General features: G+C 62.1%; 21 protein-coding genes. 9 read left to right on the top strand and 12 right to left on the bottom strand.

Annotated elements, in window-relative coordinates; translation table 11 throughout:
- Positions 1-75: 75 nt before the first annotated feature.
- The 3 genes from AC1DSD_RS08395 (at position 76) to AC1DSD_RS08385 (ending at position 3,260) form a co-directional block, all read left to right on the top strand.
- Complete coding sequence (locus AC1DSD_RS08395) at positions 76-858, top strand: SDR family NAD(P)-dependent oxidoreductase (RefSeq protein WP_478029520.1); 783 nt, start codon at positions 76-78, stop codon at positions 856-858.
- A 163-nt stretch (positions 859-1,021) separates the two neighbouring features.
- Entirely contained in the window at positions 1,022-2,077 is a 1,056-nt protein-coding gene (locus tag AC1DSD_RS08390) for a CaiB/BaiF CoA transferase family protein (protein WP_478029519.1), read from the top strand.
- Positions 2,078-2,099: 22 nt separating this feature from the next.
- Positions 2,100-3,260 carry an alpha-hydroxy-acid oxidizing protein gene (locus tag AC1DSD_RS08385; RefSeq protein WP_478029518.1) on the top strand — a complete coding sequence of 387 codons (1,161 nt, stop codon included), beginning with the start codon at positions 2,100-2,102 and terminating at the stop codon, positions 3,258-3,260.
- A gap of 10 nt (positions 3,261-3,270) precedes the next feature.
- Here the strand turns inward: AC1DSD_RS08385 and AC1DSD_RS08380 are convergent, their stop codons facing one another.
- The 4 genes from AC1DSD_RS08380 to AC1DSD_RS08365 all read right to left on the bottom strand — a co-directional run bounded on the left by AC1DSD_RS08380 (position 3,271) and on the right by AC1DSD_RS08365 (position 6,842).
- Complete coding sequence (locus AC1DSD_RS08380) at positions 3,271-4,350, bottom strand: PLP-dependent cysteine synthase family protein (protein WP_478029516.1); 1,080 nt, start codon at positions 4,348-4,350, stop codon at positions 3,271-3,273.
- A gap of 50 nt (positions 4,351-4,400) precedes the next feature.
- Positions 4,401-4,622 carry a hypothetical protein gene (locus AC1DSD_RS08375; protein ID WP_478029515.1) on the bottom strand — a complete coding sequence of 74 codons (222 nt, stop codon included), beginning with the start codon at positions 4,620-4,622 and terminating at the stop codon, positions 4,401-4,403.
- A gap of 20 nt (positions 4,623-4,642) precedes the next feature.
- Entirely contained in the window at positions 4,643-6,526 is a 1,884-nt protein-coding gene (locus AC1DSD_RS08370) for a M1 family metallopeptidase (protein ID WP_478029513.1), read from the bottom strand.
- A gap of 79 nt (positions 6,527-6,605) precedes the next feature.
- Positions 6,606-6,842 (bottom strand): hypothetical protein, encoded by a 237-nt coding sequence (locus AC1DSD_RS08365; RefSeq protein ID WP_478029512.1) that lies wholly within the window; start codon positions 6,840-6,842, stop codon positions 6,606-6,608.
- A gap of 186 nt (positions 6,843-7,028) precedes the next feature.
- Between AC1DSD_RS08365 and AC1DSD_RS08360 the strand changes: the two genes are divergently transcribed.
- Positions 7,029-8,183 (top strand): tyrosine-type recombinase/integrase, encoded by a 1,155-nt coding sequence (locus AC1DSD_RS08360; protein ID WP_478029510.1) that lies wholly within the window; start codon positions 7,029-7,031, stop codon positions 8,181-8,183.
- Between the two features lie 222 nt (positions 8,184-8,405).
- On the opposite strand, the gene AC1DSD_RS08355 is transcribed toward AC1DSD_RS08360, so the two are convergent.
- The 4 genes from AC1DSD_RS08355 to AC1DSD_RS08340 all read right to left on the bottom strand — a co-directional run bounded on the left by AC1DSD_RS08355 (position 8,406) and on the right by AC1DSD_RS08340 (position 11,341).
- On the bottom strand, positions 8,406-8,966 hold the full coding sequence (locus AC1DSD_RS08355) for a hypothetical protein (protein ID WP_478029508.1): 561 nt from the start codon (positions 8,964-8,966) through the stop codon (positions 8,406-8,408).
- Positions 8,967-9,350: 384 nt separating this feature from the next.
- On the bottom strand, positions 9,351-10,259 hold the full coding sequence (locus AC1DSD_RS08350; RefSeq protein ID WP_478029506.1) for a hypothetical protein: 909 nt from the start codon (positions 10,257-10,259) through the stop codon (positions 9,351-9,353).
- The gene (locus AC1DSD_RS08345; RefSeq protein WP_478029504.1) at positions 10,256-10,435 is read right to left on the bottom strand and encodes a helix-turn-helix domain-containing protein; all 180 of its coding nucleotides are present in this window, start codon (positions 10,433-10,435) and stop codon (positions 10,256-10,258) included. The genes AC1DSD_RS08350 and AC1DSD_RS08345 overlap by 4 nt, the downstream gene beginning before the upstream one ends.
- A 108-nt stretch (positions 10,436-10,543) precedes the next feature.
- Entirely contained in the window at positions 10,544-11,341 is a 798-nt protein-coding gene (locus tag AC1DSD_RS08340) for a hypothetical protein (protein WP_478029503.1), read from the bottom strand.
- 218 nt (positions 11,342-11,559) lie between these two features.
- Between AC1DSD_RS08340 and AC1DSD_RS08335 the strand changes: the two genes are divergently transcribed.
- Genes AC1DSD_RS08335 through AC1DSD_RS08325 form a run of 3 tightly spaced genes read left to right on the top strand, consistent with a single transcriptional unit; the run spans position 11,560 to position 13,116 of the window.
- Entirely contained in the window at positions 11,560-12,138 is a 579-nt protein-coding gene (locus AC1DSD_RS08335; RefSeq protein WP_478029502.1) for a tyrosine-type recombinase/integrase, read from the top strand.
- A 34-nt stretch (positions 12,139-12,172) separates the two neighbouring features.
- Positions 12,173-12,526, top strand: coding sequence for a DUF3768 domain-containing protein (locus AC1DSD_RS08330; RefSeq protein WP_478029501.1), 354 nt, complete (start codon positions 12,173-12,175; stop codon positions 12,524-12,526).
- Positions 12,526-13,116 (top strand): hypothetical protein, encoded by a 591-nt coding sequence (locus AC1DSD_RS08325; RefSeq protein ID WP_478029500.1) that lies wholly within the window; start codon positions 12,526-12,528, stop codon positions 13,114-13,116. Before AC1DSD_RS08330 ends, AC1DSD_RS08325 begins: the two co-directional genes overlap by 1 nt.
- A 277-nt stretch (positions 13,117-13,393) precedes the next feature.
- Here AC1DSD_RS08325 and AC1DSD_RS08320 read toward each other — a convergent pair whose 3' ends face one another.
- From AC1DSD_RS08320 to AC1DSD_RS08305, 4 genes are all read right to left on the bottom strand, one after another.
- Positions 13,394-14,401, bottom strand: coding sequence for a hypothetical protein (locus AC1DSD_RS08320; protein ID WP_478029499.1), 1,008 nt, complete (start codon positions 14,399-14,401; stop codon positions 13,394-13,396).
- A gap of 595 nt (positions 14,402-14,996) precedes the next feature.
- Positions 14,997-16,151, bottom strand: a complete 1,155-nt coding sequence (locus AC1DSD_RS08315; protein WP_478029497.1) for a hypothetical protein — start codon at positions 16,149-16,151, stop codon at positions 14,997-14,999.
- Positions 16,148-16,582: a hypothetical protein gene (locus AC1DSD_RS08310; protein ID WP_478029495.1), complete on the bottom strand. Its 435-nt coding sequence runs from the start codon at positions 16,580-16,582 to the stop codon at positions 16,148-16,150. Before AC1DSD_RS08310 ends, AC1DSD_RS08315 begins: the two co-directional genes overlap by 4 nt.
- 282 nt (positions 16,583-16,864) lie before the next feature.
- Complete coding sequence (locus tag AC1DSD_RS08305) at positions 16,865-21,184, bottom strand: NACHT domain-containing protein (protein WP_478029494.1); 4,320 nt, start codon at positions 21,182-21,184, stop codon at positions 16,865-16,867.
- 299 nt (positions 21,185-21,483) lie between these two features.
- On the opposite strand from AC1DSD_RS08305, the gene AC1DSD_RS08300 reads away from it, so the two are divergent.
- Both AC1DSD_RS08300 and AC1DSD_RS08295 read left to right on the top strand, forming a co-directional pair.
- Positions 21,484-22,080, top strand: a complete 597-nt coding sequence (locus tag AC1DSD_RS08300; RefSeq protein ID WP_478029492.1) for a hypothetical protein — start codon at positions 21,484-21,486, stop codon at positions 22,078-22,080.
- A 172-nt stretch (positions 22,081-22,252) separates the two neighbouring features.
- Entirely contained in the window at positions 22,253-24,283 is a 2,031-nt protein-coding gene (locus AC1DSD_RS08295) for an ATP-dependent nuclease (RefSeq protein WP_478029490.1), read from the top strand.

The following is a 24,283-nucleotide window of genomic DNA, read 5'->3' as shown; positions in this document are numbered from 1 at the left end:
GGCGAAGGCCGGGGCCGCCGGCGGCACTTTACAACATAGCGGCCCCGGCCTTCGCCGGGGCGACGGGAGAGAAGAATGAAGCTCGATAATTCGGTAGCCGCGGTCGTCACCGGCGGCGCCTCGGGGCTTGGCGCGGCGACCGCGCGGGCGCTCGCCGCAAAGGGCGTCAAGGTCGCGATCTTCGACCTGCAGGCGGAGAAAGGCGAAGCGCTCGCCGGCGAGATCGGCGGCGTGTTCTGCGAGGTCAACGTGACCAGCGACGACAGCGTCGACGCCGGCTTCGCCAAGGCACGTGCCGCCCATGGCCAGGAGCGCGTTTTGGTCTGCTGCGCGGGCACCGGCAATGCGGTCAAGACCGCCAGCCGATCGAAGGAAGACGGATCGATCAAGCATTTCCCGCTGGAAGCGTTCAACTGGCTCATCCAGATCAACCTGATCGGCACTTTCCGCTGCGTCGCCAAGTCGGCCGCGGGCATGCTGACGCTCGAGCCCGGTGTGGATGGCGAGCGCGGGGCGATGGTGATGACCGCGTCGGTGGCTGCCGAGGACGGCCAGATCGGCCAGGCGGCTTATTCGGCATCGAAGGGCGGGGTCGTCGGCATGACCCTTCCGATCGCGCGCGACCTGATGAACGAGGGCATCCGCATCAACACGATCCTGCCGGGCATTTTCGAGACGCCGCTGATGCAGGGCGCGCCGCAGAATGTGAAGGACGCGCTCGCCGCATCGGTGCCGTTCCCCAAGCGGCTGGGCAATCCGCCCGAATATGCGCAGCTCGCGCTGACGATGATCGAGAATTCGTACTTCAACGGCGAGGATGTTCGCCTCGACGGCGCCATCCGCATGGCGCCGCGGTGAGGTGATAAGGAGGACAGCCGAGCCTCACGCTCAACCGTCACCCCGGCCTTGTGCCGGGGTCCAACGGGAGGCTGGGGGAAGGGCTGGAGGCTCTTGTGCTGGACTCGCGGCACCTTGGACCCCGGCACAAGGCCGGGGTGACGTGTAAGAAGCAGGAGAACCCATGCCCGGTCCACTCGCTGGCATCCGCATCGTCGAACTCGCCGGGATCGGCCCCGGACCGTTCTGCGGCATGATGCTTGCTGACCACGGTGCGGAAGTGATCCGTATCGATCGGCCGGCGCCGGACGGCGACCCCCGCGGGCCGACCGCGCGCCATGGCGGTGATCCGCTGCTGCGGTCGCGGACAATCGAAACACTCGACCTCAAATCGCCTGACGACATCGCGACGCTCCGCGACTTGCTCAAGACCGCCGACGGGATGATCGAGGGATTCCGGCCCGGCGTGATCGAGCGGCTGGGGATCGGTCCCGATATCCTGCTCGCCGACAATCCCAAGCTGGTGATCGGCCGGATGACCGGCTGGGGCCAGGACGGACCCTATGCCGCGGCTGCCGGGCACGACATCAACTATATCGCCTTGTCAGGAGTTCTCGGCGCGCTCGGCCGCGCGGGGGAAAAGCCGACGCCGCCGATCAACCTGGTCGGTGATTTCGGCGGCGGAGCGATGATGCTCGCCTTCGGCATGGTCAGCGCGTTGCTGGCGGTGAAGAACGGCGCGCCCGGGCAAGTGATCGACTGCGCGATGACCGACGGGTCGGCGTTGCTGATGGCGATGATGTGGGGATTCCGCGCCCAGGGAATCTGGGGCGACACGCGCGGCACCAATCTGCTCGATACCGGAGCGCCATTCTATGACACGTACGAGACCGCCGACGGCAAGTTCGTCGCGATCGGGTCGATCGAGGGGCAATTCTACGCGCTGCTCCGCGAGGCGCTCGGACTGACCGGCGATCCGCTGTTCGACAGCCAATATGATCGCGCGCAGTGGCCGGCGCAAAAGGCACGGCTGACCGAAATATTCCGGACGAAGACGCGTGACCAATGGTGCGCGTCGATGGAGGCGAGCGATATCTGCTTCGCACCGGTCCTCGCCTGGGACGAAGTGGCGGACCATCCCCACAACAAGGCGCGCGGAACGTTCGTCGAGGTCCACGGCGTGATGCAACCGGCGCCGGCGCCACGCTATTCGGCGACGCCATGCGATCCGCCGCGATGATACGCTGAACGGGAGAGGGACGATGCCGCATTTCGGTGACTATCAGAACGAGATTTACGGCGCCGGCCTGCGCGGTGTGCTCCCGAAAGTGCCGGTCGACTATGCCACGCTCGTCCAGCGCGCGACCGCGGCGATGCCGCCGCACGTGCTCAATTATGTCCAGGGCGGCTGCGGCGACGAATGGACCCAGGACCAGAACGCCGCTGCGTTCCATCATTGGGGCATGGTGCCGCGGATGATGGTCGGCACGACCAGCCGCGATCTGTCGACCGAGATTTTCGGCCACAAATATCACAGCCCGTTGTTCATGAGTCCGATCGGCGTGACCGGCATTTGCGGCCAGGACCAGCATGGCGATATCGCCGCGGCCAAAGCATCGGCGATGACCGGCGTGCCGATGACCGTCTCGACACTGGGCAATGACACGCTGGAGGAGGTGGCGACGCATCTCGGCGACACGCCGGGCTTCTTTCAACTCTACACGCCGCGCGACAGGGATCTGGCCGAGAGCCTGATCCGTCGGGCCGAAGCAGCGGGCTATCGCGCTTTGGTGGTGACGCTCGACACCTGGGTAACCGGTTGGCGCCCGCGCGACCTCAACGCCGGCAATTTCCCGCAACTGCGCGGCCATGTCCTAACCAACTATTTCGTCGATCCGGTCTTCCGCAAGCTGCTGGGCAAGGACCCCGCTCACGCGCTGCCTGAAGCCGTCATGCTATGGGGCTCGCTGTTCGCGCGGCCGCTCACCTGGGACGACATGGCCTGGTTCAAGTCGGTCACCAAGATGCCGATCGTGCTCAAGGGCATCTGCCATCCCGAGGATGCGCGCAAAGCCGTGGACATGGGCGCCGATGCGATCTTCTGTTCGAACCACGGCGGACGCCAGGCCAATGGCGGGATCGCCGCGATCGACATGTTGCCGGGTGTGGTCGGGGCAGCGGGGGAAGTGCCGGTGTGGTTCGATTCCGGCATCCGCTCGGGCAGTGACGTGATCAAGGCGCTGGCGATGGGGGCGCGCGCGGTCGGGGTAGGACGGCCGTTCATCTACGGCTTGGCGCTCGACGGCGCCGAAGGCGCGGCGCACGTCCTCAAATGCATCCTGGCCGAGGCCGATCTGATGATGGCGGTCAACGGCATGCCGACGCTCGACCATGTCCGCGCGGCTGGGGCGACGCGGCTGTAGACACTGCGGTTCAGCCGCCGTTCCAGCCCAGCCGGTCCGCGAGATCGCGCGCCTCGGGTTTCCAGTCGATCCCGCACTGGTCGAGCCACGCATCGTCGAAATAGGTCGACGCATAGCGATTGCCGTCGTCGCACAATATGGTGACGATCGATCCCTCGACACCCGCGGCCGCCATCTCCTCGGCCAAGGTCGCGCAGGCCCATAAATTGGTGCCCGTCGACCCGCCGCAGCGCCGTCCAAGCCGCTCGCTGAGCAACCGCGCCGCGGCGATGCTGCGCGCGTCGGACACGATCTCCATCCGATCGATCACCTCCGGCACGAACGACGGCTCGACATGCGCGCGGCCGATCCCCTCGATCCGGCTGGCGCAGCGATCGAGCTTGGCAACATTGCGGTCGGCCCAATGGCGGTGGAACACCGATCCTTCGGGATCGGCGACGCAGATCCGGGTCGCGAGCCGGCGGTAGCGGCCATAGCGGCCGATCGTCGCCGAGGTGCCGCCGGTGCCTGCGCCGCACACGATCCAGTGCGGGATCGGATGCTGTTCGAGTGCCATTTGGGCGAAGATCGATTCGGCGATATTGTTGTTGCCGCGCCAGTCGGTGGCGCGTTCGGCGAAGGTGAACTGATCCATGAACACGCCGCCCAGCTCGTTCGCGAGCCGCGCGGCCTCGCCGGCAGCCTCGACCGCCTGCTCGACGAAATGCGGCCGGCCGCCATAGAATTCGATCTCGGCGATCTTCTCCGCCGAGGTGGCGCGCGGCACCACTGCGATGAAATCGAGCCCGAGCATGCGGGCGAAATAGGCCTCCGACACCGCGGTCGATCCGCTCGACGCCTCGACGATCGTGGTGTCGGGGCCGACCCGGCCGTTGCACAAAGCATAAAGGAACAATGAGCGCGCCAGGCGATGCTTCAGGCTCCCCGTCGGATGACTCGATTCATCCTTCAGATAGAGCTGGACGCCCGGAAACCGCGGCAGCGGGATCGGGATGAGATGCGTGTCGGCCGAGCGATTATAGTCGGCCTCGATCAGCCGGACCGCTTCGTCGGCCCAGGCGCGGTCATGGGGAGCGTGATTGGACGTCATGCCCGCGCGATCGACGCATGGCGCGCCCGCGTCAACCGTTGGCGAGACGATCATACCCGCCTCACCACTTCGCTCGTGGCAATCACTTCCCAAACGCCGTCGCCCAGCGGCCGCACCGGTTCGCCGCTGGCGAGCGCCCATCGCCGCGCGCCCGGATAGCTGCGCTCGCCGCTATCGGTCTGGCGGCGTTCGACATGCTGATACTCGATCACGACCAGCGGCGACCCGTCGTCACCGACGCTGCGCGTACGGGAAATCTCTCGTTCCATCATCGGCACTCGTCGTAGATGTGCTACGCTTTCGGGCCGAGCAGCATCTTGTCGATCGCGGCGGCAATTGTCGGATGATATCCCTGGCGCGCGGTCGCATAGACTTTGCGCGCGATCGGCAACCCCCAGTCGCCCTGTGCCTTGAGCGCGGCATAGACCGGCAGGATCAGCAGGCCGCGCCCGACCCTGGGCAGATATTGCGCGATCGACGGAACTGCCGGCTCGTAGCGATTGCCGATCGCGAGCACGAGCCAGGCGGAGCGGATATAGGCATTGCTCGACGTCGAGAGTCCCAGCGAGCGATCGAGCTCGGCCAGTCGCTCCGCCGATTGCCGGCGCGGCAGGCCGTTCAAGAACCGCAGCCATTCCTGGGTCGACCAACGCGACGCATCGATCGAATGGATCGGCGCACCGGCCGCGACCGAGGCCAAGGTCTGGTCGATCCTGGCCAACGTCGCCGAGCGGATATGGACCGCATTGTCCGGCAGGCCGGTTCCGTACGCCCACTGGTCGAGCTGCAGCTTCGCCTCGAGCGCCTGATCGCCCTTGATCAGATTGGTGCGCAGGTCGGCGAGAAAGCCGGCGGTCGTCTGCGGCTGGAAGGCGTGGCGATCGAAATAGGACCGCAGATAGGCGTCCCAGCGCGCTCGGCCGACAGTATATTCGATCGTGCGCAGAAAGGTCGAACCCTTGGTGTAATCGAGCTCGCCGTACACGCCTTCGGGATCGCCATGCAGTCGCGTCGCCTTGGCGTCGGGCGCCGCCTTCAGGTCGCGCTGAAGGTCGTCCCATGACAAATCCGCCAAGGTCGCCGCGCGCTCCTTGCCGTATAGCGCTTCATCGATCCGGTTCTCGAAATAGGTCGTGAACCCCTCGTTGAGCCACGAATCCGACCAGGTCGCGTTGGTGACGAGATTGCCTGACCAGCTATGCGCCAGTTCGTGCGCGATGACGTCGACGTTCGACTTGTCGCCGGTGATGATCGTCGGCGTCGCGAAGGTGAGGGTGGGGTTCTCCATCCCGCCGAACGGGAAGGACGGCGGCAGCACCAGCACGTCGTAGCGGCCCCAGCGATATTTGCCGTAGAGGCTCTCGGCGGTGGTCACCATCTTGCCGGTGTCGGACAATTCGGCCGCGGCCTTCGCCAGCACACTTGGCTCGCTATAGATTCCGGAGCGCGCATCGATCGCCTGGAAGCGGAGGTCACCGACCGCCAGCGCGATCAGATAGGGCGGGACATTGTGGTCCATGCGGAAGCGATAGCTGCGCCAGCCGCGCGCGGCGGGAATGCCGGCTGGGGTCAGCCGCTCGGCGCTCATCGTCGCGACCAGGTCGGACGGGACGGTGATCTTGGCCGACCAGCTCTGGCGGATGCCGGGGCTGTCCTGGGTCGGGATCCAGCTGCGATTGTTGATGCTTTCGCCCTGGCTGAAGAGATAGGGCTTCTTTTTTCCCGCAGTCAGCGCCGGCGCCAGCCAGCCGAGCGCGCGTGCCTTGGGATCGGATCGATAGGTGATGACGATCCGCCGCGCGGTACCGATCTCGATCGTCAGCGGCGCGCCCATGTAATCGTCGTTGGCGCCGACTGCCCATTTGAGCGGACGCCCGCGCGCGTCGGTGATCCGCGAGATGACCAGGTCCTTGTCGTCGAGGACGATCTCCCGCGCGTCGGGCCGGGCAAGGATGTCCAGCGTCGCGGTGCCGCGCATGATGTGCGTTTTGAAGTCGGCGGTCAGGTCGAGATCGACATGGGTGACGCGGGCGATCTCGGGCCGCGCATAGCTGAGCACGTCCTTCGCGTCTGGGCTGGTCAGGATCGGCGACGGCGCGTCGGGGGCGGCAGTCGCGGCGGGCGCGATCGCCGCCGAGGCGATCAACAAAGCGGAGGTGACGAAAGGGAGGCGCATCGCGGACTTTCCGGCATGGTGGATTATCCTGCGCTCTCCACCAATCAGCCTGCGGTTACAAGGCGAGCGGCGTCACCCTTCAGCCCATGATGAGCAGCAGCCGTTCGCACGCCGATTGGGGGAGCCGGGCGGACAAGGCGCGCGCACGGGAAAGGTGGCGTGCTCGGCGAGCCGGGTCGTCTTGCGTCGACGCTATATCGCGCTCATGCGCGATATAGCACCGCAAGCGGCGTTCGGGATCGAACAGAAAAGGCGCGTCGCCGCGATCGAGATCGGTCATGCCGAACACAACGCGCCGATCGCCGATCGGATGCATGTCGAGCGCCAGCGGTCGAGGAATGGCGCGCCCGGCATAATTATAACTCTATCGTCGCTGACGTTCGCCAGTGTGCGTATTAGCATATGAAATAATGGTATTTTATGGAAATCCCTGTTCGCTCTTGTGCACCACGGCGCGCCACAATACACACATTTGTGTGGGAGCTAGTGTGGGAACATTTTCATGGCGCTCAGTGCGATCGGGGTGAAAAACGCCAAGGCAGGGCGGCATGGAGACGGCCATGGATTGTACCTTCTCGTAAAGCCGACCGGGGCAAAGTCTTGGCTGTTACGCGTTCAGGTCAACGGCCGCCGGCGCGACATCGGTCTGGGCTCAACGGCTGCGCTGTCGCTGGCCGAGGCGAGAGAGAAGGCGGCTGAGTTACGCAAACACGCGTTGAACGGCCGGGACCCGATCACGGAGCGCGATAAGCACAAGCATCTCATCCCTACGTTTCGCGTCGCCACAAAGGAAACGCATGCCGCGTTGCGCAGCAATTGGACGGATAAGAATGCTGCCGCATTCCTGACGACGCTGTCGACCTACGCCTTTCCCAAGCTGGGCAACCTGCCGGTCGATGTAATCGGCACTGGCGACGTTCGCGACGTTCTCGCCCCCATTTGGACGACCAAGCCGGGGTTGGCCAGTAAGGTCAGAATGCGGATTGGCCAGGTTCTGAATTTCAGCCTGTCTAAAGGTTGGCGTTCGACCGAGGCGCCAGGACGGTCGCTGACGCTGGGCCTGCCGCGTCAGCCGAGAGGGTCCAACTACAAAGCAATGCCGTATATGGAAGTCCCGGCATACATGGCATCCCTGGCGCAGGCTGCGCCGACCACTGGGCGTCGGGCGCTCATGCTATTGATCCTGACGGCAGCGCGACCAGGCGAGATAAGAATGTCGCGGTGGGAGCAGATCGACCTTGAGCAGCGACTATGGACGCGTCCTGCCGCGATGATGAAAATGCGTGAGCCTCATGTCGTCACGCTTAATGCGGCTGCAGTAGCGCTACTGGCGACACTTTGGGAAGAAGCGGGAAGGCCGAGCGAGGGACTGATCTTCGCGAGCGTGCGCGGCAAGGCATTGTCCGACATGGCGCTGAACAAGGTGCTGCGCGATGCCAAGATTCCATATGACGCGCACGGCTTTCGTAGCAGCTTTCGCGATTGGACGGCGGAGCAGATGGTGCATGTCCCCGATCCGGTGGCCGAAGCCGCGCTGGCCCATGCCGTTTCGGATAAGGTGGTTGCGGCATACAAGCGGACGCAATTCGTCGAGATGCGCCGCGACTTGCTGGAGGCATGGAGCGTTTTCCTCAAAGGCGTCGAGCCCAACTCGTGACAAAATTCATATTTTGTACTGACGTCGAATTAACGTGACGCGCTGGACAAAAAAGAAAACTTCGTGTCGCTAGGGGGAAGGCGAGCTCGCGACTGAGGCGGGTGCTGTCGACAGTGTTGCTGAAGCGCATATTGCATGAAGCGCCAGAACAGGCAGCTAGCCATGTCGATGGGGCCATTCCAGCCATGTCTGGGCGTGCGAAGCCGCGTCATTCGTATACAGCTAGCGGGCCACTAAGCCGTTCTTGCCGACATGCACGCCGTATAGAAGGACCATATCCCTCCAATCCCATCGGTCCATCCAACACAGCCAACGCGCGTGATAGGGTTCCGGTATGCGGCGACCGACGCGTTCGCGCGCAACGTAAACGAGGCCGTTGCGTGTTATCATGCCAAGCCACTTAGCTGGCCAAAAAGATTTGGCTAAATAGGTGAGTGGTGATGGCATGTTGGACAGCAATTCGCGTGATATTCTGGCGCGCTGCGCCACGCCGTCGCTAGGATGCCGCTGTTTGGAAGACTCATATTTCGGGAGTTTGGCGAGGTCGCGAACGACGTCGACCATGTCGTCCACCGCGACGCCATGCGCATGGATGACGTAACGTTTGGTGTTGGACTCAAACTCTCCGTGCAGCACGAAGACGGCCCAACCTTTGGCGTCGGCACCTCCGGATCGATTGAGGTCGGTACGTAATTGCCAGAGCAAGGTTGCCGGTTTGAGGGAATCCAGATGGTCGGCTTGTTTTACCCAGCCTAGCGGGATGATCGTGGCGGTGGACACCACCCGATAGCGTCCTTCGTGAACCAGTCGCCACAAGGCGGCAATCAACTTACGCCTAAAGCAGCGCCAATAGCGGGAGCTGGCCAAACTGACAGGATATGATCCTGTGCGGGCCAGCCGCGTCGCTAATCGCGCTGCTTTCGCGAGCCCTCTTTCTATGGGTGGATTCCGGCGGATCGATCGGGCCCGGCGGGCGTCCTCTTTCCTAGCATCGTCAGCGGATTCGAACTTGCATTCGACAACGTTCGCTGGGTCATAGCGTCGAGGTGGCGACGGAAGGTCGCGCAGGCCCAGTCTGGCCATGTTCATGTCCTTTGATGGGAAAGGGCTCCTCAGGCCCCGCGCGGAAATTGTGCGTCGCGCGGAGCCTGGATTGGGTTGCTTAAGTCAGGGCAGCACTATGACGGGCAATTGGATACGGTCGCCCGCGTCATTTGCAGGAAGGCTGGCAAGACGTGACGGCACGGCCTCGGGCCGGATTTCGCATGTCTGCGCGATGTCGAGTAGTTCGGCCTTGAGGCGCAGCAGGCGTTTCAAGGTGGACGCCAGCCGCTTGCCTCGACCGGTACCAAACATCGTTCGGTCTAGCGGTGTGAGCAGCCGAGCTGCCTCCACACGAAGGCTCAAGAATGCGTTGTCCATTTCCGTACGCATGGTTGACGCTGCTATGTCTGACCAAGACCACATCCGCGCCACCGCTTGGCGTACGGGCTTTGCGGCTTCGCCGACGTCGAGAATGACGGGAAGATCGAATATCGGACTGGCAGGAACTATCGGCACATTGCGCTGTCGTCGAGTAAGACCGTTAGGCCTTTTCCGTATTCCTATAATGAACGCGCTGATTGCGAGGCGGCTTTCCATGACAGTCGGTCTCATCATGCAGAATGCGTCGTCGAACTGAAGGCGCATCTCGATGCTCGCCTTCCGCTTCAATTCCTTGAAATCCAGCGGAACGTTGTCGGCCTCGTCGCATTGACTGTGTATGGTCTGGAAAGAGAGCCCTCTATAGGGTTCTGCGGCGGACAACGCTTCCATTGCGTCGAGCGTTAGTTGGCGTCCGAGCCTCAGGCATGGTCTCGAACCGTGGGTTGCCGCCGCAACTTCGAAATTCAAGAGCACTGCGCCTGTCAGCAAGGGCTCGCTAACCGTTTGTTTCTCTATCTCGACGGGCACAGCATCATTTTTCCGAACGGCCGGCGTTGTCGCGGCTGCCCGAATTTCGCGCGGCCTGACGGTCGGCGCCGCGTCGCACTTTTTAGTAATATGGCGCTTGCCGACGCGAGACTTGGACTTCATCGCCCGGCCTCCTTCTTCGTGGACGCAATATAAGTTTGCAGACTGCTTTCTGAAATTCGCGATGCCGAACCAATTTTATGCAGGTCCAGTTTCCCTCCGGAAACTAAATTGTAAAATTTTGTTCGGCCTATTGCTAAAATTTTACAAGCAGAAGAGATTCGATACAGCTTTTCCATTTCCAACTCCATGTTTATGGAGCAAGAGCATTTATAGTCGTAATTTGTGTATTACGAGGTAATTAGAATCCCGGACTGCCTCCCGCCGGTAAGTAACGCGGTAAATGCTTACCGCCTGCCGTGTTCTGCCGACGCTTGCTTGACGGCATTGAACTCGTCGCAGAGCCCCGCGAGACGGTCGCTTAGTGCTGTGTCGTCGGGATTCGAGTCCAGAAAGCGCTGATGGTCTTCCCGCGGCTTCTGCGCAGCTTCTGGTGGGAGGTCGTTGACCGGTCCCCGCCAGCGTTTCACCGTATCGTATTCCAGGCGAATTGCGTCATTGATCTTAGCTGTGGTCCAGCCACGCGCCTTTAGCTCATCGATCGCGAGCAATATTTTGAGCTGGATTTCCCGCAGCCGGTACGGAAATTTCGATCGCGCTATCGGCGGCTTGGCGGCAAACAGCTCAGTGGTCTCCCCGGCATCTAGCGCTAGCAACGAACGAATGACGTATTCGACATCGAGCGCATCACCGCGCTGGGAGCGCCGGATTTTGAATAATGGCCGGATATACTCAATCCACATGGACAGCTCGGTGCGGGGTGCTAGCGGTTCTTCGACCTTACCGTCTTCATCATCGCCGCGCCGCGAATTGAACCCGCCATATGCAGCAACGAGAACGACGGAATACGCCATCTTTTTGGCTTGCTCGCGCTCTTCTTGCGTCAGCTTTGCGCCAAGTGCAGCGGCGTCTCTAATGTCGTTCACGCTATCACGGAGATGCGTCGTTTGATCGCGCCCGGCGATACTAGCCCCAGTCGCCATGAGCCAGTTCGCAATCGCCATAACGTGCGAGCCAACAACTGGGGCGAGTTTCTCATCCAGATCGATTCCTGCCCGATCCAACGCACTTTTGCCTGGGGTCACTAGCAATCCTTTTTCTGCCCGGTTGCTCCGAGTTCCCCGCTTTAGTTCTTTGCCGTGCCCACGCTAGAGCGTTGTTATTGCTGCGGACAAATCGATGATGCTACGAAGAGGAATTACGCTGCGCACAGCAAATCTTTGACGAAAACTGCTAAGTGTGTTATATTACTGAGACAGTGCCGCAATGGCTGCGCATTGAACTTCAATCCATAGGAGCGATCATGCCCGGACCCGCGAGGGTGCTGGAGCCCGGCGACGTGCGGCAGCTGCTGCAGCACGTTTCCAGGCACCGATACCCGATACGCAATCGCGTGATAATTTTGCTTAGCTTCAAGGCTGGCCTACGAGCCTGCGAGATCGCAGGTCTAGATTGGCAAATGACACTACGACCTGACGGACGCGTTGCCGATCATCTCTCCATAGGGCGGCACATCGCGAAGATGGGGTCGGCCCGCCGCATCCCAATACACACAGATCTCGCCGCTGAACTGGCTGTGCTAAACGGCGAACAGGGGTTTTCGCGAGCGGGGCCCGTCATCCGATCAGAACGGGGCGGTCATATGGCGGCGCGCAGCATCGTCAACTGGTTCCGCGAAGTGTACGAAGATCTCGACTACATCGGATGCTCCTCACACTCAGGCCGGCGCACGTTCATCACGCGCTCGGCCCGCCATCTATCGCAAAGCGGCGGTTCGTTGCGTGACGTGCAGGAGCTCGCCGGACACCGATCGCTCACGACGACCGAGCGCTATATTCAAGGCGACCGTGAGGCTCAGCGTAAGCTCGTGAGCCTCGTCTAACACCACCATCAACCATCGCTGAAAGGAACATCGCATGGCCAGTAAGGGCATGCGCGCCGAAGCCGTGGGCGCGCAAAAGATAGCAGAATTGAATGATGAATTTCGAGCGGGGAGGGCAGGCGGCCGCTTGTGCGTCACTCCCGGGGTCATTCGGCACGTCAACGGTACGGCGGATGGGATGCTGCGCGCAGTGCGCACATATTCGTCGTTCAACGCCGACAACGATCCGTACGGCGAGCACGACTTTGGATCGCTTGAATGGGACGGCAAACTGCTGTTCTGGAAGATCGATTATTACGACATCGACCTCCAGTTCGGGTCGCCCGATCCAGCCGATGTGGATGTCACGACACGCGTAATGACGATCATGCTGGCATCGGAATATTGATGCGAGAAGGCGCTTCGTCGGCTCCCCTCGTCTCGGGGCAACGCATACAGCAGAGACACGATATCGAACCTTATGCCCAGGGCGATTTAGATGAATTGTGCGGTCTGTACGCGATCGTGAACGGTATCCGGCTCGCCAACCATCCTAAGTCGCCTTTGTCGCGAACGGACAGCATGCGCGTGTTTCACAGAGGCTGGCGATTCCTCGATCGCCGGGGGTACGCCGATGCGGTGCGCGAAGGCGTTTCTTCTGACCTTTGGATAAAACTGGCCGATCATGTGGCGCGATATGCCGCAAAACATGGAATTGCCCGAATACACCTGGGCAGAATCGCGCAGCATGAAGAGCCGGAAGGCTTGCCGAGAACGATTGCCGTGATCGAGGAAACGGTCGTCGGCGGCACGCCGGTCGCGGTCGAGTTGCGAAAGAGCTTGAACCACTTCACCGTCGTGTCGGCGGTGACTGACGAGCGTTGGATATTGTTCGACAGCTACGGCTATCGCTGGATTGAGAAGCGTTCGCTCGGAACGCGGGGAGCCAGAGCACGCCATATCATAGGATCTCGGGCCATTTCCTTTCACGCTGCCTGACCGGGCGCACTCACATTGCCGAGAGGCCCACTTTCTGCTGAAGCAAATCTATGACTGACACAAACCGTGTGATCGGCGAAGTTTAGCGCGCGCACCCGAATGGCTACGCCGCGATCTGCTTTCCGACGATCGCAACGCGCGTTCCGCCGCCGAGGAGGCGTTGGCGGCTATGATTACCAATGCGTTGGCGAAGGGCAGTTCCTAAGGCACCTCGTGATCGCGCAGCAATCCGGTCGCAGCAGGATCTTTAAGCTGCCGGTGGCGCACAAGCATCGAGCTATATAAGCTCGATCTTCGGCTTTACGCCGGGCTTGAGGTGATATCGGCGTATGCGGATGCCCAGCGCATTGAGATTTTTTGCCATACCGAAAGGCAGGTCGCCTTCGGGGAGCACGAGGGTCTTTTGGATGGTCTCCGGCTCGGACGCCGAATGGGATAGCAGCTGTCCGATACCGGTATAGAGCGACTGGCGTTGGAGACTCGTTTTCACTTCGTATATTTCGGTGATCTGAGAGGACGGCCGAACATAGAGATCGATTAGACGGCTGTTCTTAACGGAGTTCGGGGGTCGCTTGCGTTCAAGCTCTTGCTTTAGCAGTTCGACGATATCGCCGTGATATGAGATATAGTCGATCTCGCTCCGTCTGCTGCCGCGGCGACGCCCTGAGCTCTCGCGCCGATAACCTTCCCACTCGCCAATTAGCTTTCGCACCGCGGCATTCGAAATTTCGCCCCGGTTCACGGCGTCTTTGAAGGCGTGAGCAGATTGGACGTAGCGCCAAAGCCTTGACGGGAGGTCCCGGGAGTTGACGCGCCCAATGACTACGCCTTCGCGGGCCCTTCCATCCGGACGCTCAACCTCGACCAACGATTGCGCCGTCCACCACAGAAATGCGTTCCGGCTGACGCCCTTTTTACCGCCGCCGACACTCCCGTCGTGCATCAGGTATACCGTATCGGTGTAGGGATCGCGCGCGAAGAAACCTGCCACGCTGGCGGAATTGGTCGTGGTCGGAATGTTGATTTCAACGGTAATCATCTGCGCGTGGCGACGCTCGTCAAAGACGCCGAACGCGTTCCACCGCCTCGGTATTTTCGCATCCTCCGCGGAGCCGAAGGCGCAATAGAGTTTGCCGGTCCCGTTGGAATAAACGACCTCGTCGCGGTTGCCGCTGGGGAAGCCGATGTTCCTAATGCCCTGTCGCTTGAGGGCAGCCTTAACGACGCTTTCCAGTTCGCGCTGCGCGTTGTCCTTCGCTTTGCGGTCCTCGATCAGCTTCAGCAAAACGCTACCTTTCACGAGCATTCGGTGCGGAACTCGAAGCATTGACATCGAGAGTTCGTTGAATGGATGCCACGAAGCATTTGCGGTCTGCCACACAAAATGAATCCATTTTGATCCGTTCGATGGCTTGGTTTGGCGCTTCGTATTTTGGAGTCCGGCCGCCCCGGCCCGCAATGAGAGGCTCGCCTTAGCATTCCCAAAAGGCCGCTACGCCCTAGAAGTGGTCATTCAGCAAGGGTGCCCGCGACCCTGAAAGCTGCCGTTTGTTCATTGCTAGCGCACCGCGCCCAGGTGGCTGGCTCTAGGAAAGAGAAGAGCGTTCGCTAGCTTGCGTTCGATCTCGCCAGCACCCAATTATGCCACTCATCGCAGGCCCTACCGATCCCAAAAGCGGACGTTTATCCGCTTCGCCGAAAGGGCCATCACCTGCACTTGGCTAAGCCGCGTCCCGAAGCGCAGAACCGGGAGATATCTTTGCAGCTGCGGCGGCGAAGGAGCTTGCGAGCCTTCGGCTCACAAGTTTTTGCGCCAGCAGTATCAATCCATCATGTTGTGAAACTCGCTTCTTGGAGGCGAGACGTAAGTCGAGGCAGTTTCAGTTGATCAGCGAGATCAACTCCACCTGCTGTCGGCGAACGGCGGTTACAACATGTCGATAGCGCCTCGACGCCATATACCCCCGGAGGGAATGAACCTGATCGTCAACCAACAGGCGCCACTGGCTTTTGTACCAGATGAACGCCTGATCATCACTTTCGGCAATCACGCCGAGCGTCGTCAGGCTCGTCGAAAGTATGCGGCCCGGTGCTCGGAAACTGTGTGAAATTGTCGGGTTGTCGGTGATCTTGTCGTCCTCGGTTGCTTTGACGCGACGCATGGTGCCGTTTTCGAATTCTACCCATAGCGTGCTCTTGAAGAGGAACACGCGCTTTACGGGTTGGCCAGATTTTGCCACGAGCTCGGCAATAAGGTTGGTCTGCGCCTCAAAACCGAGTTGATCGACCGTGGTGAGTTCGAGCTGGTCAGGCTTGCCTTCATCGCTACTGATATCCGCATTCGGACTCGTTGAAACCCGGTCTGAATGCGCGCGATAGAATTCTACCTGCGTGGGCGTCCGCAGGTTTGATATGGCGTCCGGATTCAATTCGATGCCGTAGGATTGCGGTGCGAACCTGTCGAAAGCGATTTCCCAGTCCGGATCATCGACGCTTGCGCCGAAACCGATAAGGCCACCGTCCTTGCCGCAGGCGGCGCTGACCGCGCCGTATCGACATTGAAACTGGCGGCATGCTGAATCCGACACGAGGCGCTCGCCGAGCGGTTCTCTGACGGTGCGACCAATACCGTTAAATTCCAGGTCGTCGCGATCATGCGCGGTAAACTGCTGAATGCTTTTCTCGGTGCTGTAGAACCCGCGGCCGTAATAAAAGCGAACGTCGAGGACCGATTTGAAGTCAACGTGGCTTTTGAACGAGTAGGAAAATTGCTCGACCTCATCCTCGCTGACGTCGATTGCGCTCATCGACCGAAGTAGCCCATCGACCTCGGGATCGAGCTTGCCGGCCGTTAACCGCTGGTTGTTTGCGAAGAGCTTGCTTGCAGCGTTGCCGCTACCGTTGAGACGCCGACAGCAATATTCCTCGATGTCGAACGCCCGGATCAGTCCGTCTTTGGTGATCAGCCACGCGAAGTCGAAATAGAGGTAGCATTCCACATAGGCGCCATGCAGCCGCAGCGAGAGACGCCTCATATCTTGCCCTTCCGGATCCGCCCGGCGATCAGATCGTCCACCCAGGGCTTTTCACCGGCTTCCCACATCGCAATGATCTCTTCCGGTACCTCATAGTGCTCATCATTGGAGGGGGCGACGGGGTAACCGTGCCACGGTCCAGGATGATTGCCGCAGCGGGGGAAAAACGCAATTCGCTCGCCAAGCGCCCCGATCGCACGCACACCATTAGCAGAAATCCACCAATAGTTATCTGCTGCACATGACCAACCATTGGCGTCGCTTAACTCGAAGAACATGGGCTCCTCAGCGACGCCGACCTCGCTTGCCCAAAGCGTCTTGCCCCTCTTGAATTTGACCTGCCGATGGTAGTTCATCGACTTGTACGAGCGCCCGTTCAGCGTCGTGAAGCCAAAGACGATCCCGTCACTCTCCACAGCCAAACGGTCCACCGCCACCTCTTCAAAACCGGTTGGTCCGGTGTCGCGTACTTCTGGCTGCCACTAATGCTCAATGGGATCAATCCTATGCCGGCGACGAAGTTTTGCCAGCGTCGGCAATGCTCAGGATCATCGGCAAAAGCTGATGGTGCGGCGATGGCGGGAGCTTTACGGCTCTGTCGCTTGTGCTGATCACACTGCCACGCGGACCGGGCGGCGAGATCCATCAACGCCCGAGCCGGGAGCCGGATCGCCCGCGACGAACCCGATGCTCGGCGCCCGCCGTGTTTCTTATCAGGATCCGGGATAGGCCCAATGCAGGCCGCTGCCCGGCGGGGCAGCGGCAAGGAACTCCGCCTTCGAAAAGGGCAGCGTCCCGCTCACGGTTTTGGTGTGCTCGACCATGGCCAGCAAAATGGTCGCGGCATGCCTCGAATCCGCCGGCGGTCCCGCGCGCATCGTCTCGAGTAACCGCAGCGCGTCCTGGCGTTTGTGGTAAAGTTTCATGGCTCGCTGCGCCGCCTCGCGGACGCCGCGATCAAGATCGCCGAGCAAGGCGGTCGTTGGCGGGCGATCGAGGACAAACGGCATGCAGGCACAGGCGGCGCGTCGCTGATGCTCGTCCGGACTGGTCGCCAATGCTTCGACCGCTGCGATCAGCGTTTCCTCCCACGGCCGGCCATCCGGGGTAAGGGCCAGCAATAGCTCCTTGACCGGCCAGAGAGCGTTGCACCGGAACACGATCGTCCGACCGCCGGCAAATGTGCCGGATGACAGGGCCTCCGCCAATTTGGGGAGCTCCGGCGTCTTGGCGGTCGTCAAGCCACAGAGCGACCCGAGCGCATCATGTGCAAGCTCGAGATCGACGCTGGCAATCGCCCCGATCGCCCGGAGAGCTCGGTGATACTGGGATGCATTGACCGGATATGCGTCGCTCAGCAGCTGATCGTGCGCCGGTCCGTCCTGGCTGGCGGCGTATTGATAGAACCAGCGAACATGGCGCAGCGATCGAGTGGGAATCGTATCGACGGCCTCAGCTGCCAGTGCGCGCCATTCGGGCTGGTCCGGACGCATCACGGTTCCCCAAAACCCAAGTTCCGCCCGCTTCAGGGGCTCGGTTGTTGTCTCGGCGATCGCGAGAAGAGCCGCATCGGCGCCGGGCTGGTCGAGAACGGCCAGGACACGCTCGATCCAGTTCGCGTCCGCCGGCTGGCTCGAGAGCGCCGGGACGAGTTCGTCGCTAAGTTGCGCCAGCCCGGCGCTTCGCGAGAGAAGGTAATCGGGCAGCCGATAAAGTGGCTGTGTCCCGGCGAAGATGTTCGGGATGCGCGCCACAGCGTCGGCGACGACGTCATCACCCGGAATTCGCTGGGCCAGCCAGAAGGCGTGATTGAGGTCTGATGGCGTGCCGGCGGCTAGAAGGTCGCGCACATGGGTACGACCCCAATCGGGGTCGCGCTCGGCCAGCATCTCGAGCGCCTGGCAACGCCCGGGTTCGTCGGTAGCGTGATCCGAGAGGGCGATTGCTTCAAGCTCGGTACGGATTGCCGCCAGATCGGCAAGGCCGGCGTCGCGCACCGCGTTCCACCGCAATGTCGGGTGACTCTGCGATAGCTGCATCCGCAGCACCTCGGCACTGGCCAGTGGATCGATGTAGCGCAATAGCGTTTCGGCCGCCACGAGATCGGGGTCGTGCCACAATCCGCCGTTGGCGATTCGGCGCTGCACGAGCGCCATGAGGCGCGGTCCGAGTTCTTCCGGGACCAGCGTTGGCAGTCGTTCGATGCGCACTGGATCGTCGATCGCCGCGAAGAGGTCGAGCAGGCGGGTCGCTACCAGATCTTCGCGTTCTTCCGGGATGAGGGCGTCGCTCAGTCGAGCGGCGGCCCAGGCGATATCGGCGTCGCGAAGAGCCTGGGCTCGCCCGCTGAACGTGAAGGCGAGCTGACACCCGCTGGGGTCGGTGGTTTTGATCGCCGCCACCACCGCGGCCAAGGCCCGCTCGTGTCCGGGTTCGAGCAGTGACGTGATCCAGCTGTCGTTGTTGAAATTCAGCAGTCCCGGCGGCAGCTTTCCGGCCAGTGCTTCTGCCAGATCGGGTCGCCAGCGACACACGGCGCCCCATGCCGGCAAGGCGGCCATGCCGGTACCGTCCTCGCACCAATCCGACAGCGCAGCGTCGAACCGGCGATCGTCGAACGCGCCGATACACGATGCCAGCCAGTATCTCGCCGCGCGGTCAGCCGCATGTCGCTCGACAAGGGCGTCGCCATGTTTGAGCCAGATCGAACGCCCTTCGGGCAGGTGCGACAGCAGCGAGATCAAATGGCAGGGCCCCGGATCACGACCGATTTCCCTGTCGAAATAGGCTGTCGCCCAGCCGGGTGCGATCAGCGCGCACGCGCGAATTGCAGCCCAGGCCGCCTCGGACAGAGCGCTGTCGTCAAAATCTGAACCCGAGGTTTGCGCCGGCGTCTGACGATGGATGACGGCCAGCGCGTCGAGGCGCGACGGATCGGGTTGCGCGGCGATCAGCAAGCAGGCGCACCTCTTGGCGGATTTATTGGGATTCCCAAGCAATCGCGAGACCGCCGCTTTCGAGCCTTGCCGCGCATCGGCGAAGGCCTTCAGGCACGCGGTCGCATCGGACTGGCGGTCCGACTCCGGCTGCGCGGAGAGGCGCGCCAACAACGCCGGCAACAGGGACTCGAGCAACTGGCTGCCGCCCGTCGCAAGCAGGTGCCGGTAGAGGGCGTCCCTGATTTGCCAATATCTGTCGTCGGCATCCCAGGCGTCGAGAAGCGCGCCTAGCCGTCCGGCACCGTTCGATGCTTGCGCGACCAGCCACAGCGTGTCCATGAGGGCGTAGGGCGCTTGTGGAAGCGGAGGTGCGACGTCGGGTCGATACCCGGACAATTGCGCCAATGTCAGCGCCAGCGCTGCTGGGTCCCCGCTGGATTGCGAAAGGTGCTCCGCCACCGCCCAGTCCCGCAACCGGCCATGCGCGAAGGCCAGCTGGTCGTTGCCCCCGAAAATGAGCCACCCCGCATGAACCAGAACGTCGATCTGCTCGGTCGTTGCTGGGGGCATCGTCGCCGTCGGATCGAGCGATGTCCCGACCAGGGCCTGCGCGCCAAACGCCGCGATGAGTTGCCGACAGCCGCGCACGTGGTTGGCGACCCCGCGCTGGCGAGCCCGCTCGGCAAATGCGTCGAACAACTCATATTCGCTATTGTCTGCCCAGCTCTGCTCGCCCGACCTCAACCTGACATAGAGACCGGCGAGCATCGGCTGGCTGATCCACATCCGCACGTCGCTCGGGATGTTGGACCAGGAGAGGTCATACCGACCGAGCAACTCGCGTAGCTCGACCTGGCTGAAATTGCCGATCCGAACGACCGGGGCCGCAGAGGCTTCCTGCGCTAAACCAGCCTCGTCAGCCGATGCGGCCGCTATGACCCGCATGCCGGCCGACCCCCAATCAAACGCCAACAGACTATCGCGATCCGCCGCATTCATTGGCAGCTGGTCGACGAGCACCAGCAGGGACGGGACCTCATCACGTTGCAGCACATGGGCAACATCGCTGAGTAGCGTATGAAAGCTGGTCTCATCGGTGCGACGAAGAAGCTGTCGCCAGATCTGATCCAGGATCTGTGCGCGGCAGTCATCGAGACCGGACGGGCGGTCGAGCCACGCGACCAGCGAGCCGTCGCGCAAAGCGTTCGTTGCGCTCGCCGCCAGCGACCACGTCTTGCCGGCGCCCGATTCCGCCTCGACGAGAACAATGGCGGCTTCCGGCAGGTTGAGCGGACCGCGAACGTCTCGATGTTGGTCATAGCCCCGGTGTCCGAGGGTCGTGAGCACTTGGTCTTTTGCCCGCCGATCGAATTCTACGATCGGTCGCAAGACGTCGGCCGTGAGGCCGCCCACTTCGAGAAATTCCTCGGCGGTCACGATTGCCCCGGCGGTCGGGCTCAGTTCCGCGATGAAGTTGAACAGCGCGTTATATGCCACGGTCGCTCGTCGCCGAGACCCGGTCGCGCGTGTCAGCGCCTCCATGATGCGGCGCCGGACCGTGTCGACGCGGACGGATTCCTCGATCACGACGCGCGACAGCAATCGGCGCACGCGCTGCTCGCTGAGCCCCTCAACGACAACATTGCCGCCATCGGCGACCGCCTCGATGATCCTCGCGACGATTTCATGATGAGAAAGTGGGTCATGGCCGACGCGCAGCATTCCGGGGTCCTGCGTTGAGTCCAACAGCGCGAGGAAGTCGCGAAGCGCTCCACCGGCTTGTAGGGTGCCAGACGTCACGAACACCGGGCGGGCATCGATCCCCGGGGCGACCAGTGCCGCGCGCAATAGGGTCGGAAGCACGTCGAAGAGGATGGCATGGTTCGACCATGGCCGGGTGACCGTGCGCGTCTTGTACTGGATAACGCGGCTCTCGCCGGCCACTTCGGCGGCGTCCGCGAAAGGCGGTTCCAGACTCAGGATCGGACCGTTGTTGCCCCCAAGCGCGAGGCTCGCGACCAGGCCACGGTCGATCGTGTTGAGGAACTGATAGACGAACCCCGCGATCGCGAGGCTCCCGCCTTTGTCGCTCATATGCTCCAACTGCCCATAACCTGGTCGGAGATAGCGGACGTAGCTGTCCGGGTCCAAACCGACGTCGACGCCGGATCGAAATCTTATCGGATCGGCGATCGTCTTCGGAGTCTTGCAGCATCTCGTCAGCCGTCGAGGCGGCTTTCGATTGGGCACGCGCCAAAGCTGGGATAGGTTTGGCGGCAATGACTCGGGCGGTGATCGATTAGCATGCGTTTATCGAGCGCGTCCTTGGCGCAGCCGGAGGGATACCCGTCGAAACCGTTATCCCGCGCGAGTATGCTGGAAAGCGCGCCGACGTGCTATTCGCGGCCGACCGCCTCATCGTCGAAATCAAGTCGTTGACCAGCGATCGTCGGAACGATCCGGAGGTGATGAGCAAGCTGGGCGAGGTCTTCGTAGAGAATGCGAACCTGGGCGGTCCCATTCCGTTCGGGAAGATGACCGTGCGCCTCCATGATCTCCCGCCGCTTTTGGCGGAACGCTCGCTGCGGGTAGTCGGCAAGAGGGTTCGGGTCGAGGTCGCAAATGCGGCCAAGCAGATCCAGGCGACGCGCGATATCCTAAAGATGCCCGAGGCATTTGGGCTGCTTGTTTTCGTCAGTCCGCCTGAACGGATCGGCCACGATTCGATTGGGTGGCTCATCAACGATGTAGTCAACCAGGCGGAGGATCGTCGCGGCCTTGACGGGGCACTCGTGATCGAGACGTCGTTCGGCTTGGGTGTCGAAACCGCCGCTGCCAGCAACAGCTTTTCGGCCTTCTCCTCGATTTCCGGACGCCCGTTGCCGGATGGTTTCGCCGAGCGGATCGCCGCTGCATGGCAGCGCGTGACAGGTCAGCAGACACATGCGGCGGAGAGGGAATTGTTCACGACGCTCGGCGCATCAGAGTGAGGCCGCCGCTCGGCACTGGCTCCATGACTGCCCCGCTATTGCCGGCGACTCCCGTTCGACCTTCGCTGAGGCCGCCGTCTCTCAATGCCAGGTAGTGTTGGTTTCGTTTCGCGTATCGCACTGATCTGCGAGGGGTTAGACAGCGTCGAGCGATTTCAGCGGGCCTATTTTCATGTTCATCGAGAAGCTTGTTCTAAAAAACTTTCGGTGCTTCGGACCCGAGGCGACCGAAATCAGCCTCGTCAATGGACTGACGGCCTTTGTCGGCGTCAATGGTGCGGGCAAAACTGCGGTCCTGCAGGCGCTGCAACGCATGTTCGGCGTCGTCGGCGACCAACGTCGGCTGCGACGTCAGGACTTCCATATTCCTGCTGGCGAATTGGCGCCGGTCCTCAACCGCACGCTGTCGCTCGAGGTTATCCTCGCTTTCCCGGAGCTCGACGATCCCGGGACTTCTGCGGGCGCCGTTCCCGAGTTCTTCCAGCAGATGGCGGCCGACGAAGCGGGGAAGCTGAAATGCCGGTTGCGTCTCGATGCAACCTGGACTGACGATGGTTCAAGCGAAGGATCGGTTGAACAGAAATATTCGGCGGTCCGGGCGCTCGGCAACTTTACCGAGGCCGATTGCATCGATTTGAAACCGCTCGACCGGGCCAGGATTCAGATGATCTACGTGCCCGCCTCGCGCGATGGAGCCTCGCAAGTCGCCGCATTCCTGCGTGGCCGCCTCTGGCGCGCGATCAACTGGTCGCCCGGCGTGCGACAGACGTTTGCCGATACCGGGACAACGCTCAACGGCGCATTTGCCAGCGAGCCCGCCGTCGATCTTGTCGTCGGCGCGGTGACCAGGCGATGGCAGGAAGTTCACAGCGCGGGTACCGACTCTACGCCCCTCTTTCGACCGATCGATCTGCGGTTTCAGGAGTTCATCCGTAAAGTGGCCGTTGTGTTCCGGCCGGACGAAGCCGGTCGAGAACGGGCGCTCGACGATTTGAGCGACGGCCAGCGATCGCTGTTTCATCTTGCGATGACCGCAGCAACGCTCGATGTCGAAGGCCAGATCGCGACCACGGCCGGCACGTCCGGCTTCCAGTCCGGCGGCGTTCCGTTACCGGCGCTCACGCTGATTGCGGTCGAGGAACCCGAGAACAATCTCGCGCCGTTCTACCTCGGACGCATCGTTCACCAGATCACCGACCTGACGGCGGGCGGACGCGCGCAAGCGATCGTTTCGAGCCATTCCGCAAGCATTTTGGCGCGTGTCGATCCGGAGCAGGTTCGCTATTTCCGACTGAACAACGCAACCCGGACGGCGCATGTCCGCGGTATCGACCTTCCACCCGACCTGGAAGAGGCATCGAAGTTCGTCCGAGAAGCGGTTCGAACCTATCCCGAGCTCTACTTCGCCCGCTTCGTGGTGCTCGGTGAGGGGGCATCGGAAGAAGTGGTTCTGCCTCGGTTGGCCGAGGCGATGGGGCTGGATATCGATCGCTCGTTCGTCGCGGTCGTGCCGCTGGGTGGGCGGCACGTGAACCACCTCTGGCGGCTCCTGAATTCGCTCAAGATACCACATGCAACGCTGCTCGACCTCGATTGGGGCCGCGACGGAGGCGGGTGGGGCCGTATCAAGACCAGCTGCGAGGAGCTGCTGAAGATCGGCGTGCCGCCGGCAGACCTGTTCGGCCAGGAGAATCTCGGCCCCCTGAGTCCAGCGACCAACCTCGCGGCCGTGGCGAACAACCCTATCGATAACGTTCAACTATTCGACTCGTGGTTCACCTGCCTACGGCGGTTCAATCTGTTCTTCTCGGCCCCGCTCGACCTCGATTACGCGATGCTCAAGGCCTATCCGCTGGCCTATCGGACACTCGAGCCCGGACGCCAGGGACCGTCGTCGACCGGCGATCCACGCACCGCTGTCCTCGGAGAGTATGGCCTAGGGCACCTCTATGAGGCCGGCTCCGAACCCGACCTGCGCTGGTATCGCTACCTGTTCCTCGGTCGGGGAAAGCCCAGCACGCACGTCCGCGTGCTGAGCGGGATTGCTCCCGACGACCTTGCCGCCGGCGTGCCCGAACCCCTGCGCGCCTTGCTGACCTCGATCGTCCAACGCCTTGCTCCGCCGGTCCCGGTTCCGCCACCGCCTCCCGTGCCGCGTCCACCTTTGCCGCCCGTGCCGCCGCCGTTGCCGCCGCAGTTTTGA

This window comes from Sphingomonas sp. P4_D12, from assembly GCF_056401895.1.
Note: the sequence above shows the minus strand (reverse complement) of the source record. Positions and strands in the feature narration are given on the sequence as shown.